Origin of the sequence: Herbaspirillum sp., assembly GCF_035644555.1 — a bacterium.
Taxonomy (GTDB): Bacteria; Pseudomonadota; Gammaproteobacteria; order Burkholderiales; family Burkholderiaceae_D; genus Herbaspirillum.
Map to the genome: position 1 here is coordinate 74273 of NZ_DASQOH010000062.1, position 13769 is coordinate 88041.

Below are 13769 nucleotides of genomic sequence, written 5' to 3' on the forward strand. Positions count from 1 at the left end.
TCACTTACCTCCGAAGATGCGCTGCAGGAGGCCCGGCTTTTCGTAGGTGGTGAAACGCAGTTCGACGGTTTCGCCGAGGAAGCGCGACACCACGTCCTGGTAGGCCTGGGCCACGTCGGAATCCTTCATGTGGATCGCCGGCGAGCCCTGGTTGGAGGCCTGCAGCACGGTTTCCGATTCGGGGATGATGCCGATCAGGGGGATGCGCAGGATTTCCTGCACGTCGGTATAGGACAGCATCTCGCCGTCTTCCACGCGCTTGGGCGAATAACGGGTGATCAGCAGATGCTCCTTGACCGGCTCGCCGCCGGCCGAGGCACGACGCGACTTGGCCTGGATGATGCCCAGGATGCGGTCCGAGTCGCGCACCGACGACACTTCCGGGTTGGACACCACGATGGCCTCGTCGGCGAAGGTCAGTGCCATCACCGCGCCATGTTCGATGCCGGCGGGGGAGTCGCAGATGATGTATTCGAAGTCCATCTTCGACAGGTCGCCCAGCACGCGCTCCACGCCTTCCTCGGTCAGGGCGTCCTTGTCGCGGGTCTGCGAGGCCGGCAGGATGAACAGGTTGTCGCAGTGCTTGTCCTTGATCAGGGCCTGGTTCAGCGTGGCTTCCTTGTTGATCACGTTGATCAGGTCGTAGACCACGCGGCGCTCGCAGCCCATGATCAGGTCCAGGTTGCGCAGACCGACGTCGAAGTCGATCACGGCCGTCTTGTGGCCACGCATGGCCAGGCCCGATGCGAAACTGGCGCTGGACGTCGTTTTGCCGACGCCGCCCTTACCCGAAGTCACAACGATGATTTTTGCCACGAAAAACTCCTTAAGAAGAACAGTACGCGGGCTTGCTCCGGCCCGATTCGTTTAAATGTTTGTCACCTGCGTCTCACGCGGCCGACATCTGCAGCACGTCGATGCGTTCGCCCTGCAGGCGCACCTGCACCTGCTTGCCGGCGAGCTCCGGTGCATGACCGTTCTCGAAGGTCCGATAGACTCCGGCAATGGAAACCAGTTCCGCTTCCAGTGAAGCGGCGAAGATGCGCGCCTCGGTATTGCCCGATGCACCGGCCAGTGCGCGGCCGCGCAGGGGCGCGTAGACGTGGATGCAGCCGTCGGCGATCAGTTCGGCGCCGTTGTTGACCACCGCCAGCACCACCAGATCGGCGCCACGCGCATAGATGCGCTGGCCGGCACGCACCGGGGTGTCGATGACCACGGTACGGGCCTGGGGCGCTGCGGCCCCTTCCGGCGCGGCGGCCGGTGCTGCGGGAGCAGGTGCCGGCGCGGGTGCCGCTACGGGCGCAGCCACTGTTTCCTGGGCGGCCTCCTGGGCACGGGCGTTGGCCGCACCGGCCCCGGATACCGCCGAGGTATCGATGGCCAGTCCGTGGCCGACGATGCCGGCATGCAATGCTTCGGGCGCATTGCGCACCGCCACGGTGTTCAGGCGGAAGCGCTTGAACAGCGCCACCACGGCCTTCCAGTCGATCTCCGCGGCGGCCTCGTCGGCCAGACCGCCGATGTCGAGCACCGCGAACTCATCCTCGAAGAAGTCGGCCACACCGCCGGTCATTTCCTTCAGGGCGTTTTCCAGCGAAGTCGGATCAGTTTCATGCAGGATTGCCGAAATGGCAACCACAGTGGAAATTTTGATTTCGATCGGTTTGCGCGCTTTTTGCATAAATCCAGTAGTTCAATGCGGCAGAAAGTGAAGGAAAATGCCAGCTTCCCGCCCGGTTTGGCTGTGCATTATACAGGCAGGATGCGGCTGCGATAGCGGTGGATCGCGGCTTTCAGAGGATATTCGCCGCATCGCCCGGAGGCCGAAGTCGCGCATCAAAAAATTACATGAAAGCAATTTATATGCGGGATAGCGGCCCCCGGGTCGTCCCGATTTGCCAAAAAAAAGCCGCCGACACCTCGCGGTGCCAGCGGCCTTCCATGCTCAGTCCCGGTTCGGGCGCAGTGCCTGCGCCCGTAACACCGTCATGCCGTAGCGATCAGCCCGGCACCTTGCCGTCCACGCCTTCGACGTAGAACTTGATGCCATGCAGGAAGCCGTCATCGGCCACGGCGTCCTTGCCCAGCACTTCCTTGCCGGCGTTGTCCTTGATCGGACCCTTCCAGATCGGCGCGGAGCCATCGACGATGCCCTTCTTGCGCTCTTCCACCAGGGTCTTCACGTCAGCCGGCAGTTCCGGATTGAAGGCGGCCAGGTCGATGCCGTTTTCCTTCAGGCCGATCCAGCTGGTGCTGCTCTTCCAGGTACCATCCAGCACTGCCTGCACGCGGGCGGTGTAGTACACGCCCCAGTTGATCATCGAGGCGGCCAGGTGGGCCTTGGGGCCGAAGCTGGTCATGTCGCTGTCCCAACCGAAGGCATACACGCCCTTTTCCTGCGCGGTCTGGACCACGGCGGCGGAGTCGGTGTTCTGCATCAGCACGTCCACGCCCTGGCCGATCAGGGTGGTTGCGGCTTCACGTTCCTTGCCCGGGTCGAACCACTTGTTCACCCAGACCACGGCGGTGGTCGCCTTGGGGTTCACCGAACGCGCGCCCAGGGTGAAGGAATCGATATTGCGGATCACTTCGGGGATAGGCACCGAGGCCACCACGCCCAGCTTGCCGGACTTGCTCATCTTGCCCGCGACCACGCCGGCCAGGTAGGCACCTTCATAGGTACGCACGTCGTATTGCGCCAGGTTGTCGGCGGTCTTGAAGCCGGTGGCGTGTTCGAACTTGACGTCCGGGAATTCCTTGGCGACCTTCAGCATCGCTTCCATGTAGCCGAAGGTGGTGCCGAAGATCAGCTTGTTGCCATCGGTGGCCAACTGGCGGAACACGCGCTCGGCGTCGGCTGCGGATTCAGGAATGTTTTCCACGAAGGTGGTCTTGACCTTGTCGCCGAACTTTTCCTCGACGGCCTTGCGACCCTTGTCGTGGGCGAATGTCCAGCCGGCATCGCCCACCGGGCCGATGTAGACGAAGGCTACCTTCAGCGGATCGGCGGCGGGAGCGGCGGCGGCCGGCGCAGCAGCGGGCGCGGCGGCAGCAGGTTCTTCCTTCTTGCCGCAACCGATCAGGGTTGCGGCCGCCAGGGTGGCGAGCATCGTCAAGGATGCCCTGCGCGAAATCTTCATTGTGTTCTCCCTCAAGGTCAGTGGATAAATACAGGTGCTGCTTCAGAAAACGGGATGCTGCATCAGGAGGCGCCGGGGCGGAAGGGCTTGCCCAGCGAGGCCGGCATGTTCAGGCGGATCCAGTCGGGGTTGCGCGAGATCAGCGCCAGCACCACGATGGTGGCCAGGTAGGGCGCCATCGACAGGATCTGCGACGGCACCGTCACGCCCATGCCCTGCAGGTAGAACTGGGCGATGGTGACGCCGCCGAACAGCAGCGAACCCAGCAGCACCCGCGCCGGGCGCCAGGTGGCGAACGCGGTCAGGGCCAGCGCGATCCAGCCGCGTCCGGCCACCAGGCCCTCCACCCACATCGGGGTATAGACCAGCGACATATAGGCCCCGGCCAGTCCGCAGCAGGCGCCGCCGAACAGCAGCGCCAGATAGCGGATGCCGCGCACCGAATAGCCCAGCGCATGGGCCGACTCCGGCGACTCGCCCACCGCGCGCAGTACCAGGCCGGCGCGCGTGCGATAGAGGAACCAGATGCTGGCCAGGCACAGCGCGAAGGCGACGTAGCTCATCCAGTGCTGGTGGAACAGCGCCTTGCCCAGGAAGGGAATATCGCCCAGCAGGGGAATCGAATTGGGCTGGGCCGGCAGCGCCAGGCCGACGAAGCGCTGGCCGACGAAGGCCGACAGCCCCGCGCCGAAGATCGACAGCGCCAGGCCGGTGGCCACCTGGTTGGTGGCCAGGCGCAGCGCCAGCCAGGCGAACAGCGTAGCCATCAGCATGCCGCACACGGCGCCGGCCATGAAGCCCAGCAGCGGGCTCTTGGTGGCATAGCCGACAGCGAAACCGGCGATGGCCGCCACCAGCATCATGCCCTCGGCGCCCAGGTTGAGCACGCCGGAGCGTTCATTGATCAACAGCCCGATGGCCGCCAGTAGCAAGGGTGTGCCGGCATTGATGGAGGCTGCGATGAGAGGAGCGAGTTGTTCCATGTCCTGTCCTGATTCCTTAGACTTTCTTTTTCCACGCCAGGCGGTAATCGATCAAGGTATCGCAGGCCAGCAGCAGGAACAGCAGCATGCCCTGGAACACCCCGGTGATGGCCGATGGCAGGCCCAGACGCGACTGCGCCAGCTCGCCGCCCAGATACAGCAGCGACATGATCAGCCCGCCCAGGATTGCGCCGATCGGATGCAGGCGGCCGATGAAGGCCACGATGATGGCCGCAAAGCCATAGCCCGGCGACACCGAGGGCAGCAACTGGCCGATCGGCCCGGCGATCTCGAACGCCCCGGCCAGGCCGGCGAAGGCCCCCGAGATCAAGAGCGACACCCACAGCGCCGAACGTGCCGAGAAGCCCGCGTAGCGCGCCGCATGCGGCGCCACTCCGCCCACCATCAGCGAAAAGCCGCGCAGGCTGCGCATCATGAAGATCGCCATCAGCACCGCCAGCACGATGGTCACCGCAAAGCCCACGTGCAGGCGTGTACCGGAGAGCAGCATGGGCAGCATGAACTCGCTGGAAAACACTTTCGATTGCGGGAAGTTCATGCCATTGGGGTCCTTCAGCGGACCATTGACGGCCCACATCAGTAACAGCTGCGCCACATAGGTCAGCATCAGCGAGACCAGGATTTCATTGGCATTGAACTGGTCGCGCAGGTAGGCCGTCACCGCCGCCCACAGCGCCCCGCCGACCACGCCGGCCAGGATCATGAGCACCAGACCCATGCCGCCGGAGATGCCATGTCCCGGCACATCCAGCCAGACCAGCATGGCACCCGAACACAGCGCGCCGACGGTGAACTGGCCCTCCGCGCCGATGTTCCAGATGCTGGCACGGAAGCACACCGCCAGCCCCAGCGCACACAAGATCAGCGGTATCGATTTGAGCAACAGTTCGCTGATGGCGCGCTTGCCACTGAAGGGATCGACCAGGAACACCTTCAACCCGGCCAGCGGGTCCTTGCCCAGCGCCAGGAACAGCAGCGCGCCCAGCAGCAGCGTGGCGACGATGGCGATCACTGGCGAGAGGTAGGTCATCGTCTTCGACGGTGCGCCACGCAGCTCCAGGCGCAGCGGGAAACTCATGCGCTCAGCCATGACCCACCTCCGTGGCGGCGGGGGCATCCCACAGGCCGCTCATCCACACCCCGACCTGCTCGCGGGTGGCTTGCTCGATGGGAATGGAGGGCGACAGCCGACCCTTGGCGATGACGTGCAGGCGATCACATAACGCGAACAATTCGTCAAGTTCTTCCGAGATCACCAGCACCGCACACCCTTCCTGTTTCAGTTTCAAGATTTCGCCGTGGATCTGTGCGGCCGCGCCCACGTCCACGCCCCAGGTCGGCTGTGCCACCACGAAGACGGCGGGCTTGCGCTCCATCTCGCGGCCGACAATGAATTTCTGCAGATTGCCGCCCGAGAGGCTCTTGGCCGGCGCATCGGGGCCTGCCGCCTTGACCTTGAAGCGTTCGATGATGGCGGCCGCGGCGCGCCGGGTGAAGGCGAAATCGATCATGCCGCGCTTCACGTAAGGCGCCTTCTGGTGTGACAGCAGCATGTTGGCCGTCAGCGAGAGCGTGGGGACGGCACCGCGTCCCAGGCGTTCTTCCGGCACCAGGCCGAGGCCGGCGGCGCGACGCGGGTTGGGCGACAGATCACCGACCGCCTTGCCGCCCAGCATGATCATGTTGGGCGCGGCGCGCTGGTCCTCGCCCGAGAGCGCCGCCAGCAATTCCTGCTGACCATTGCCGGACACCCCGGCGATGCCGACGATCTCGCCAGCCCGCACTTCGCACTCAATGTCCTTCAGCTCGGTGGCGAACAGGTGGGCCTTGGGCAGCGACAGGCGATTGACGTGCAGCTTGCGCTCATTGCGCTGCGAATCCGGATTGCGCTCGCGCTGCAGGCGCACCAGTTCGTCGCCGATCATCATGCGCGACAGGCTGGCGCTGCTTTCATTGCGCGGATCGCAGTTGCCGGTCACGCGACCGCCGCGCATCACCGTGGCGCTATGGCACAGGGCGCGGATCTCGTCGAGCTTGTGGCTGATATAGAGGATGCTGCAACCCTCGTCGGCCAGGCGACGCAGGGTGACGAAGAGTTTTTCCACCGCCTGCGGAGTCAGCACCGAGGTCGGCTCGTCCAGGATCAGCAGTTGCGGCTCGGTCAGCAGGGCGCGCACGATTTCCACGCGCTGGCGCTCGCCCACCGACAGGGTGTGCACATGACGTTGCGGTTCCAGTTCCAGGCCGTATTTCTCGCCGGTACGGGTGATGCGCTCGGCCAGTTCCTTCAGGTCGGTCTTGGCATCCAGGCCCAGGGCGATGTTTTCGGTCACCGTCAAGGTATCGAACAGTGAGAAATGCTGGAACACCATGGCGATGCCCAGCTTGCGCGCCACCTGCGGATTGGCGATCTGTACGGTCTCGCCGTTCCAGCGGATCTCGCCGGCATCGGGCTTGACCGCGCCAAAGATGATCTTCATCAAGGTGGACTTGCCCGCGCCGTTCTCTCCGAGCACGGCGTGGATCTCGCCAGGCGCGACCGCCAGGCTGACATCGTCGTTGGCCAGCACGCCCGGATAGGACTTGCGCACATGGCTGATTTCAAGACGGAGTGGAACTGCGCTCACGTGATTTCCCTGTGGTTTCGTATCGTTGTTGCTTCGATGGTCGCGGGCAGCCCCTCTGCCCCGGTTTCTTCAGCTGCCTGCTGCGGCCTACCGTGCCGGTAGCGAGCAGCCGGCGCGCCCGCGCGACATCATAGACAAATTGGGCCGCGCCGCATACCGCTTTCGCCGTGTTGGTCCCGGCGCTGTGGCGCAAAGCCCGATTTGTTTCATTTTCCGCGATGCGCCCAGCCGGTGGTGCGCCGTTCGATGATCGCAAACAGTTCGTACATCGCCATGGCCATGGCGCCGATCACCACCAGCCCGGCAAAGGCCAGCGGCATCTTCATTGACGACCCGGCCGATACCAGCAGATAGCCGATGCCCTGGTTGGACGCATTCATCTCGGACACCGTGGAACCCACGAAGGCCAGCGTGATGGCCACCTTCAGCGAGGCGAAGAAGTAGGGCATCGAGCGCGGCAGGCCCACTTTGAGCAGGATATCCATGCGGCGCGCGCCCAGCACGCGCAGCACGTCTTCCAGTTCAGGCTCCAGCGTGGCCAGCCCGGTGGCGATGTTGACCATGATGGGGAAGAAGGAAATCAGGAAGGCCGTCAGGATCGCCGGGCCCGCCCCGATCCCGAACCAGACCACCAGCACCGGCACGAAGGCCGCCTTCGGCAGGGCATTGAAGGCCGTCATCAGGGGATAGGCGGCGGCATACAGCATGGGCGAGGAGCCGATCACGAAGCCCAGCGTCACCCCCACGAACACCGCAATGGCAAAGCCCACCATGGTGACCCAAAAGGTCGAGAGCGCATGCTCGGTGATCGGCCCGGCATAGTCCACCATGGCCTGCAGGATGGAGGCCGGGCTGGGGAAGATGAAGTCCGAGACCTGCCAGACACTGCAGATGAACTGCCAGATGCCGAGGATGACGATCAGCAGGAACCACGGCGCGAGGGTGGTGGCGGCCTGGTTGAGCTTGCCGTTGAACGGTGTTTTCATGTTGGGTCCTTGGCCGGTCGATCAGGGTCAGGTATTGCGCACATGGCCGATGTGCTCGCGCAGTTCATGCACCAGCGCGTTGAAGCCGTCGGTATAGGTGGTTTCCAGATCGCAGGGGCGCGGCAGCGGGTTTTCGCGGCGCACCACGATGCGCCCCGGGCGCTTGCTCATCACGTAGATGGTGTCGGCCAGGAAGGCGGCTTCGCGCAGGTCATGCGTGACCAGGATGACGTTGAAGCGGCGCTCGGCCCACAGGTCGCGCAGCACGCACCACAGCTCCTCGCGGGTGAAGGCATCGAGCGCGCCGAAGGGCTCGTCCAGCAACAGCATCTTCGGTTCGTGGATTAGCGCCCGGCAGATCGAGGCGCGCTGCTGCATGCCGCCCGACAGTTGCCAGGGAAACTTGTCGGCATAGCCCTCCAGGCCCACGGTCTTCAACAGCTTCAGGGCGCGCTCGGTGTATTCGGCCTTCTTCTGCTTGAAGTCGCGCCGGTAGGGCTCGACGATCTCCAGCGGCAACAGCACGTTGTCCAGCGTAGTGCGCCACGGCAACAGGGTCGGCGCCTGAAAGGCCATGCCCACGAACTTCAGCGGCCCGGTCACCGGCTGACCATCGATGACGACGCTGCCGCGATTGGCCTGCTTCAGGCCGGTGGCCAGTTTCATGAAGGTCGACTTGCCGCAGCCGGAGGGGCCGACGATGGCGATGAATTCGCCCGCGCGGGTCTGCAGGTCGATGTCTTCCACCGCAAAATCGGTGGCGCCATCATAGGCCAGGTAGACGTGGCGGAAATCGACGAAGGGTTCGCTCATGGAAACGGTCTGCCAAGGATGCGGCCTTGATCCTGACTGGCCCGTTGTGGCCAGCCAGGGTCGTGGCCGGAAAAATATAAATGATTTACTTCGGGAACACGTCCAGCTCGGCCTTGGAGGGCAGGAAGCTGGCATTCCAGATCTTGTCGGCATTGACCCGGGTCTTGGTGCCGTAGGCATCCGAGACCTGCGAGGCCATCAGCGTCAGGCGCGGGCCATAGACCTGGCCATAGCCTTCCGACTTGGCATGCGGCGTGGCGATGGCGCTGGCAATGGCCAGCTTCAGGCGACGCAGTTCGAGTTTTTCGTCGATCAGGCCGTCGCGCTCCTTGAGCACCTTGATGGCGGCGTCCGGATTGGCCATGACATCGCGGCTGGCCTTGGCGAAGGCGCGCAGGAAGCCCTTGATGGCTTCCGGCTTCTGCTTGACCATGGCGTCGGAGGCGATGATGGCGTTGCCGTACAGCCGCACGCCATAGTCCGGATACATCATCACGTTGATGTCTTCATCCTTGATGCCGCGGGCATTGAGGTTCAGCAGCGAGGTGAAGTAGAAACCGGTGATGGCATCCACATCGCCGCGGGCCAGCATGGTTTCACGCAGCGGCGGGTCCATGCTGGTCCACTGGGTCTTGGTGGCATCCAGGCCGTTGGCCTTGGCAAAGATGGGATAGGCACGGCGACCGGCGTCGAATACCGGTGACCCCAGCTTCTTGCCGACCAGGTCGGCCGGTTTCTTGATGCCGGATTTCTTGAGCGAGAAGATCGCCGCCGGGGTGTCGTTGTAGACCATCATCACACCTACCGGCTTGCCCGGTGCATCCGGGTTGTTGGCGGTGAATTCCATCAGCGCGGCCATGTCGGCAAAGCCCATGTCATAGGTGCCCGAGGCCACGCGGTTGACCGCATTGCCCGAGCCATTGCCGGCGTCGATGGTGACATCCAGTTTTTCCTGGGCGAAGTAACCCTTGGACTTGGCCACCAGGAATAGCGCTGCGGGGCCTTCGAAGCGCCAGTCCAGCTGGAACTTGATCCTGGTTTCCTGGGCTGCAGCGAGTGCGCAGGTGGCGCTTAGCAGCAGGCTGATGCCGAATTTGAAGAACTTGCTGGAATGCACGGTGGACTTCCCTTCCTGGTTCGTTTGAATGGCAGATTCCCACCGGTTAAAAGCATTTAATGTGCCAAGCGCCGACCGACCCCGCTGAGCACCCTCGCGCTCCCTGCGGCTCGCGGCCGCAAGCGCAATCCGGTTGGCAAGCCGGTCAGCAAGCTGCTGGCTAATGATCGACAGCGGCCTGATTTTTTGTCGACAATCAAAAAATCCATTTGCGACAATTTGGTGCTTGTCTGCACCTTCATAGATAAAAATGCACTAAAAAAAATGCGATGACGGGGCTGGAAGGCTTATCGGCTGCGCCTTTGCCTGTTCCCTGTCGGTTGCGGGCAGAGCGGTTTGATTGTTGACAATCGAAGTGGCGGACCCGGGGTGTCGCCCGCAGGCCCTTGGGATTCGGCCCGGACTCGGCTAGGATTGCGCCCCTGCGCGCGCCGATGCCTGTCCTTTCGGGGGAAAGCGACTCGTGTTTTTGACCGCCGCAGAGATGTCAACCAGAGCCCTGGGAAGGGCTGGCACGGGCTTTGCGTAATGGCTGCCGTCGGTGCGGGTGTCGGCAGTGCTGTCAGCAATTTGCCAGGCCTTATTTGACAGGTAAGCACAGCGGAATGGCCGGTTTCATCCGGCGGCGGGGAGAGTGCAGGACGCCGCGGCTGAAGCCGGAGATCCGGTCCAACAGCATTTTTTAAAGTCGCAATACAGGGAGAAACTTATGAACAAGGGTATCAAGGGGAAGTACTGGATGATGGCAGCGCTGGTCGCCTCGGCCGCCGGCAGCATGTCGGCGCAGGCCGCCGACTGGGCTGACAACTCGATTGGATATCGCTACGGCACCCGCTTTGCCGAGCCGTACAACTCGCAGGACATCACCAAGAACATCGTCAACTTCCAGCACGCCAGCGGCTACAAGTACGGCACCAACTTCCTCAACGTCGACCTGCTGATGTCCGACAGCAAGGATGACAATGCGCAGGAAGCCTACATCACCTATCGTCATACCCTCGATTTCAGCAAGATCAGCGGCAAGAACCTGGCCTTCGGCCCGGCACGCAGCGTGGGCCTGACCCTGGGCTTCGACTGGAACACCAAGAACGACAACAGCTATGCCTCCAAGAAGCGCATGTTGGTGATCGGTCCGACCCTGATGATGGATGTGCCTGGCTTCCTCAACGTGAGCGTGCTGGCACTGTTCGAAAGCAACCAGCCCAAGGGCATCAGCAGCCGCTATACCTACGATACCCACCCGATGCTGAACCTGGCCTGGGGTATCCCGCTGGGTTCGACCGGCCTGGCCTTCGAAGGCTACATGAACTACATCGCCGCCAAGGGCAAGAACGAGTTCGGTGGTTCCACCGGTCCCGAAGTCAACTTCGACGGCCAGATCATGTATGACGTCGGCACTCCGCTGGGCATGGGCAAGAACACCTTCCGCGTCGGTCTGGAATACCAGTACTGGCGCAACAAGTTCGGCAACCCGTCCAACGTCCCGGGCTCGCTGGCCAAGACCCCGATGGTGCGCGCCGAGTACCACTTCTAAGCGGTCCGGTCGCTGCCGCTGCTGGCAGCATCATGGCGATGCCGGATCATTCGATCCGGCATTTTTTTGTTGGCGCGCCGCCTGCGTGGCGCGAGCCGGAATTGGCTACACTGTCGGTCCCCGGGTGCATGGATGGCGCGCCCGGAACGGCGGGACGGCAATCCCGGAAATGGATCACCCCTGGTCGTGAGGGGAATGATCGGCGGTACTTGAGAGCGGAACATCATGGAAGCATATCTACTCGACTGGCTGAACCTGCTGCTGCGCTGGCTGCACGTGATCACGGCCATTGCCTGGATCGGTTCGTCCTTCTATTTCGTCTGGCTGGACAACAGCCTGGTCGCGCCCACCGACCCCGAGCTGAAGGAAAAAGGTGTCGGTGGCGAGCTGTGGGCGGTCCACGGCGGCGGCTTCTACAATCCGCAGAAATACCTGCTGGCGCCCAAGGCCTTGCCTGAGCATCTGCACTGGTTCTACTGGGAGTCCTACAGTACCTGGCTGTCGGGCTTCGCCCTGTTTTCACTGCTGTACCTGTTCAATGCCAACGTGTTCTTGGTGGACCGCAATGTGTTCGACATGTCGGCCTCGATGGCCGGCGGCACCGCCATCGCCTTCCTGCTCTTCAACTGGCTGATCTACGACGCCATCTGCAGCACCATCGGTGACCGTCCCGGCGCGGACCGGCTGGTCAACCTGCTGGTGGGCCTGCAGGTGATCGTCTCGGTGTGGGCGGCCTGCCACCTGTTCTCGGGACGGGCGGCGTTCCTCATCAGCGGTGCCTCGCTGGCCACCATCATGAGTGCCAATGTGCTGATGTGGATCATCCCGGGCCAGCGCAAGATGGTGGCGTCGATGCGCGCCGGGCAGGCGCCCGACCCCATCCACGGCAAGCGCGGCAAGCAGCGCAGCGTGCACAACACCTACTTCACCCTGCCGGTGTTGTTCGCGATGCTCTCCAATCACTACAGCATGACCTACAGCGCGCCACATAACTGGCTGGTGCTGCTGTTCATCATGGCCGCCGGCGCCCTGATCCGGCAGTTCTTCGTGTTGCGCCACAAGGGTGTCTACAACTGGTGGTATCCCGGAGCCGCCGTGGTGCTGCTGCTGGCGGTGATCATCTGGATGAGCCCGGCGATGCAGGCCAGGCCGGCTGCCCCGGCCGCTGCTGCTGCCACGCCTGCCGAGGCTGCTGGCGCGGCGGCAGCGCCAGCGCCATCGCCGTCGCCATCGGCTGGCGGGTTTGCCCAGGTGCAGCAGGTGATACAGGCGCGCTGCATCCAGTGCCATGCGGCCAAGCCGACGCTGATGCCGGTGCCGGGCAAGGGCGTGCTGCTGGACAGCCCCGACAACATCGCCCAGCATGCGCAGCAGATCTATCAACAGGCCGTGGTGCAGAAGTCCATGCCACTGGGGAACATGACCCACATCACCGATGACGAGCGGGCGGTGATCGGCAAGTGGTTCGAGAGTGGCGCCTCCATCAAGTAAAAATGCCGCCAGCAGAAGCTGGCGGCATCGGTCCTGATGCAGATGTCATGCAGGGCGTCCAGCCATCCGACGCCGTTTTCTTCAGCGTTGCGCGAAGGGATGCGTCTTCTGCCAGTGCTCGGCGATGTCGATGCGGCGGCAGATCCAGACCTTGTCGTGTGACTGCACGTAATCCAGGAAGCGCTGCAAGGCGCGGAAGCGCCCCGGGCGTCCCAGCAGGCGGCAATGCATGCCGATGGAGAGCATCTTCGGCGCTTCTTCTCCCTCCTCGTACAGCACGTCGAAACTATCCTTCAGGTACTGGTAGAAATGCTCGCTGGTGTTGAAGCCCTGCGGCGTGGCAAAGCGCATGTCGTTGGAGTCCAGCGTATAGGGCACGACCAGATGTGGACGCTTTTCGCCGCTGGCGGTCTGGACTTCGGTCCAGAACGGCAGGTCGTCGCCGTAGTAATCCGAGTCATAGGCGAAACCGCCATGCTCCACCACCAGTTGCCGGGTATTGGGTGAATCGCGGCCGGTGTACCAGCCCAGCGGGGCCGAGCCGGTGAGTTCACGGAAGATCTGCACGGCCTCGCGCATGTGGGCGCGTTCGGTCTCGATGTCCATGCTCTGGTAATGAATCCAGCGCAGGCCATGGCAGGCAATCTCGTGACCCAGTTCCTGGAACGCCTGCGTGACGTCGGGTGAACGCTGCAACGCCATGGCTACGCCAAAGATGGTCATGGGCAGGCCGCGTTTCTCGAATTCGCGCAGGATGCGCCAGACACCCACCCGTGAGCCGTATTCGTAGATCGATTCCATCGACATGTGCCGCGCCGGATACGCCGCCGCGCCCACGATCTCGGACAGGAACTGCTCCGAGGCGGGGTCGCCGTGCAATACGCAATTCTCGCCGCCTTCTTCGTAGTTCAGCACGAATTGCAGCGCCACCCTTGCCTGGCCGGGCCAGTGTGCGTGCGGCGGGTTGCGGCCGTAGCCGGCGAGGTCGCGTGGGTAAGTTTGTTGCTGTGACATAGGTTCTTCGTTTGGCTATCAAGAAAGAAAACCGCAGCGC

12 protein-coding genes are annotated in these 13769 nt (G+C 63.3%); 2 read left to right on the top strand and 10 right to left on the bottom strand.

All coding sequences use genetic code 11. The annotated features are described in order from the left end of the window. The 9 genes from minD to VE092_RS17555 form a co-directional block, all read right to left on the bottom strand. On the bottom strand, positions 1-816 hold the full coding sequence (minD, locus tag VE092_RS17515; protein WP_006465130.1) for a septum site-determining protein MinD: 816 nt from the start codon (positions 814-816) through the stop codon (positions 1-3). A gap of 73 nt (positions 817-889) precedes the next feature. Beyond that, entirely contained in the window at positions 890-1684 is a 795-nt protein-coding gene (gene minC, locus VE092_RS17520) for a septum site-determining protein MinC (protein ID WP_324878945.1), read from the bottom strand. Between the two features lie 319 nt (positions 1685-2003). After that, positions 2004-3143 carry a BMP family ABC transporter substrate-binding protein gene (locus VE092_RS17525; RefSeq protein ID WP_324878947.1) on the bottom strand — a complete coding sequence of 380 codons (1140 nt, stop codon included), beginning with the start codon at positions 3141-3143 and terminating at the stop codon, positions 2004-2006. 62 nt (positions 3144-3205) lie between these two features. Further along, entirely contained in the window at positions 3206-4126 is a 921-nt protein-coding gene (locus tag VE092_RS17530; protein ID WP_324878949.1) for an ABC transporter permease, read from the bottom strand. A 16-nt stretch (positions 4127-4142) separates the two neighbouring features. Beyond that, a complete protein-coding gene (locus VE092_RS17535) occupies positions 4143-5237 on the bottom strand; it encodes an ABC transporter permease (protein ID WP_077236176.1) in 1095 nt (364 codons plus the stop codon). Continuing rightward, positions 5230-6774: an ABC transporter ATP-binding protein gene (locus VE092_RS17540; protein WP_324878952.1), complete on the bottom strand. Its 1545-nt coding sequence runs from the start codon at positions 6772-6774 to the stop codon at positions 5230-5232. The genes VE092_RS17535 and VE092_RS17540 overlap by 8 nt, the downstream gene beginning before the upstream one ends. A 206-nt stretch (positions 6775-6980) precedes the next feature. Further along, positions 6981-7760: an ABC transporter permease gene (locus VE092_RS17545; protein WP_006461418.1), complete on the bottom strand. Its 780-nt coding sequence runs from the start codon at positions 7758-7760 to the stop codon at positions 6981-6983. Positions 7761-7787: 27 nt separating this feature from the next. After that, on the bottom strand, positions 7788-8573 hold the full coding sequence (locus tag VE092_RS17550; protein ID WP_006461419.1) for an ABC transporter ATP-binding protein: 786 nt from the start codon (positions 8571-8573) through the stop codon (positions 7788-7790). A gap of 85 nt (positions 8574-8658) precedes the next feature. Then, the gene (locus VE092_RS17555; protein WP_324878955.1) at positions 8659-9690 is read right to left on the bottom strand and encodes an ABC transporter substrate-binding protein; all 1032 of its coding nucleotides are present in this window, start codon (positions 9688-9690) and stop codon (positions 8659-8661) included. Between the two features lie 709 nt (positions 9691-10399). Between VE092_RS17555 and VE092_RS17560 the strand changes: the two genes are divergently transcribed. Together VE092_RS17560 and VE092_RS17565 are read left to right on the top strand one after the other, a co-directional pair. Further along, positions 10400-11224 carry an outer envelope protein gene (locus VE092_RS17560; protein WP_324878957.1) on the top strand — a complete coding sequence of 275 codons (825 nt, stop codon included), beginning with the start codon at positions 10400-10402 and terminating at the stop codon, positions 11222-11224. Between the two features lie 225 nt (positions 11225-11449). Further along, the gene (locus tag VE092_RS17565) at positions 11450-12715 is read left to right on the top strand and encodes a urate hydroxylase PuuD (RefSeq protein ID WP_324878959.1); all 1266 of its coding nucleotides are present in this window, start codon (positions 11450-11452) and stop codon (positions 12713-12715) included. An 81-nt stretch (positions 12716-12796) separates the two neighbouring features. Here the strand turns inward: VE092_RS17565 and puuE are convergent, their stop codons facing one another. Continuing rightward, on the bottom strand, positions 12797-13729 hold the full coding sequence (puuE, locus tag VE092_RS17570; RefSeq protein WP_241811208.1) for an allantoinase PuuE: 933 nt from the start codon (positions 13727-13729) through the stop codon (positions 12797-12799). Between the last annotated feature and the right edge of the window lie 40 nt (positions 13730-13769).

Bases quoted from the DNA above. Each gene is read 5' to 3' on its own strand.
- minC (WP_324878945.1), bottom strand. From the start codon at position 1,684: ATGCAAAAAGCGCGCAAACCGATCGAAATCAAAATTTCCACTGTGGTT.
- VE092_RS17525 (WP_324878947.1), bottom strand. From the start codon at position 3,143: ATGAAGATTTCGCGCAGGGCATCCTTGACGATGCTCGCCACCCTGGCG.
- VE092_RS17530 (WP_324878949.1), bottom strand. From the start codon at position 4,126: ATGGAACAACTCGCTCCTCTCATCGCAGCCTCCATCAATGCCGGCACA.
- VE092_RS17535 (WP_077236176.1), bottom strand. From the start codon at position 5,237: ATGGCTGAGCGCATGAGTTTCCCGCTGCGCCTGGAGCTGCGTGGCGCA.
- VE092_RS17545 (WP_006461418.1), bottom strand. From the start codon at position 7,760: ATGAAAACACCGTTCAACGGCAAGCTCAACCAGGCCGCCACCACCCTC.
- VE092_RS17550 (WP_006461419.1), bottom strand. From the start codon at position 8,573: ATGAGCGAACCCTTCGTCGATTTCCGCCACGTCTACCTGGCCTATGAT.
- VE092_RS17560 (WP_324878957.1), top strand. From the start codon at position 10,400: ATGAACAAGGGTATCAAGGGGAAGTACTGGATGATGGCAGCGCTGGTC.
- VE092_RS17565 (WP_324878959.1), top strand. From the start codon at position 11,450: ATGGAAGCATATCTACTCGACTGGCTGAACCTGCTGCTGCGCTGGCTG.
- puuE (WP_241811208.1), bottom strand. From the start codon at position 13,729: ATGTCACAGCAACAAACTTACCCACGCGACCTCGCCGGCTACGGCCGC.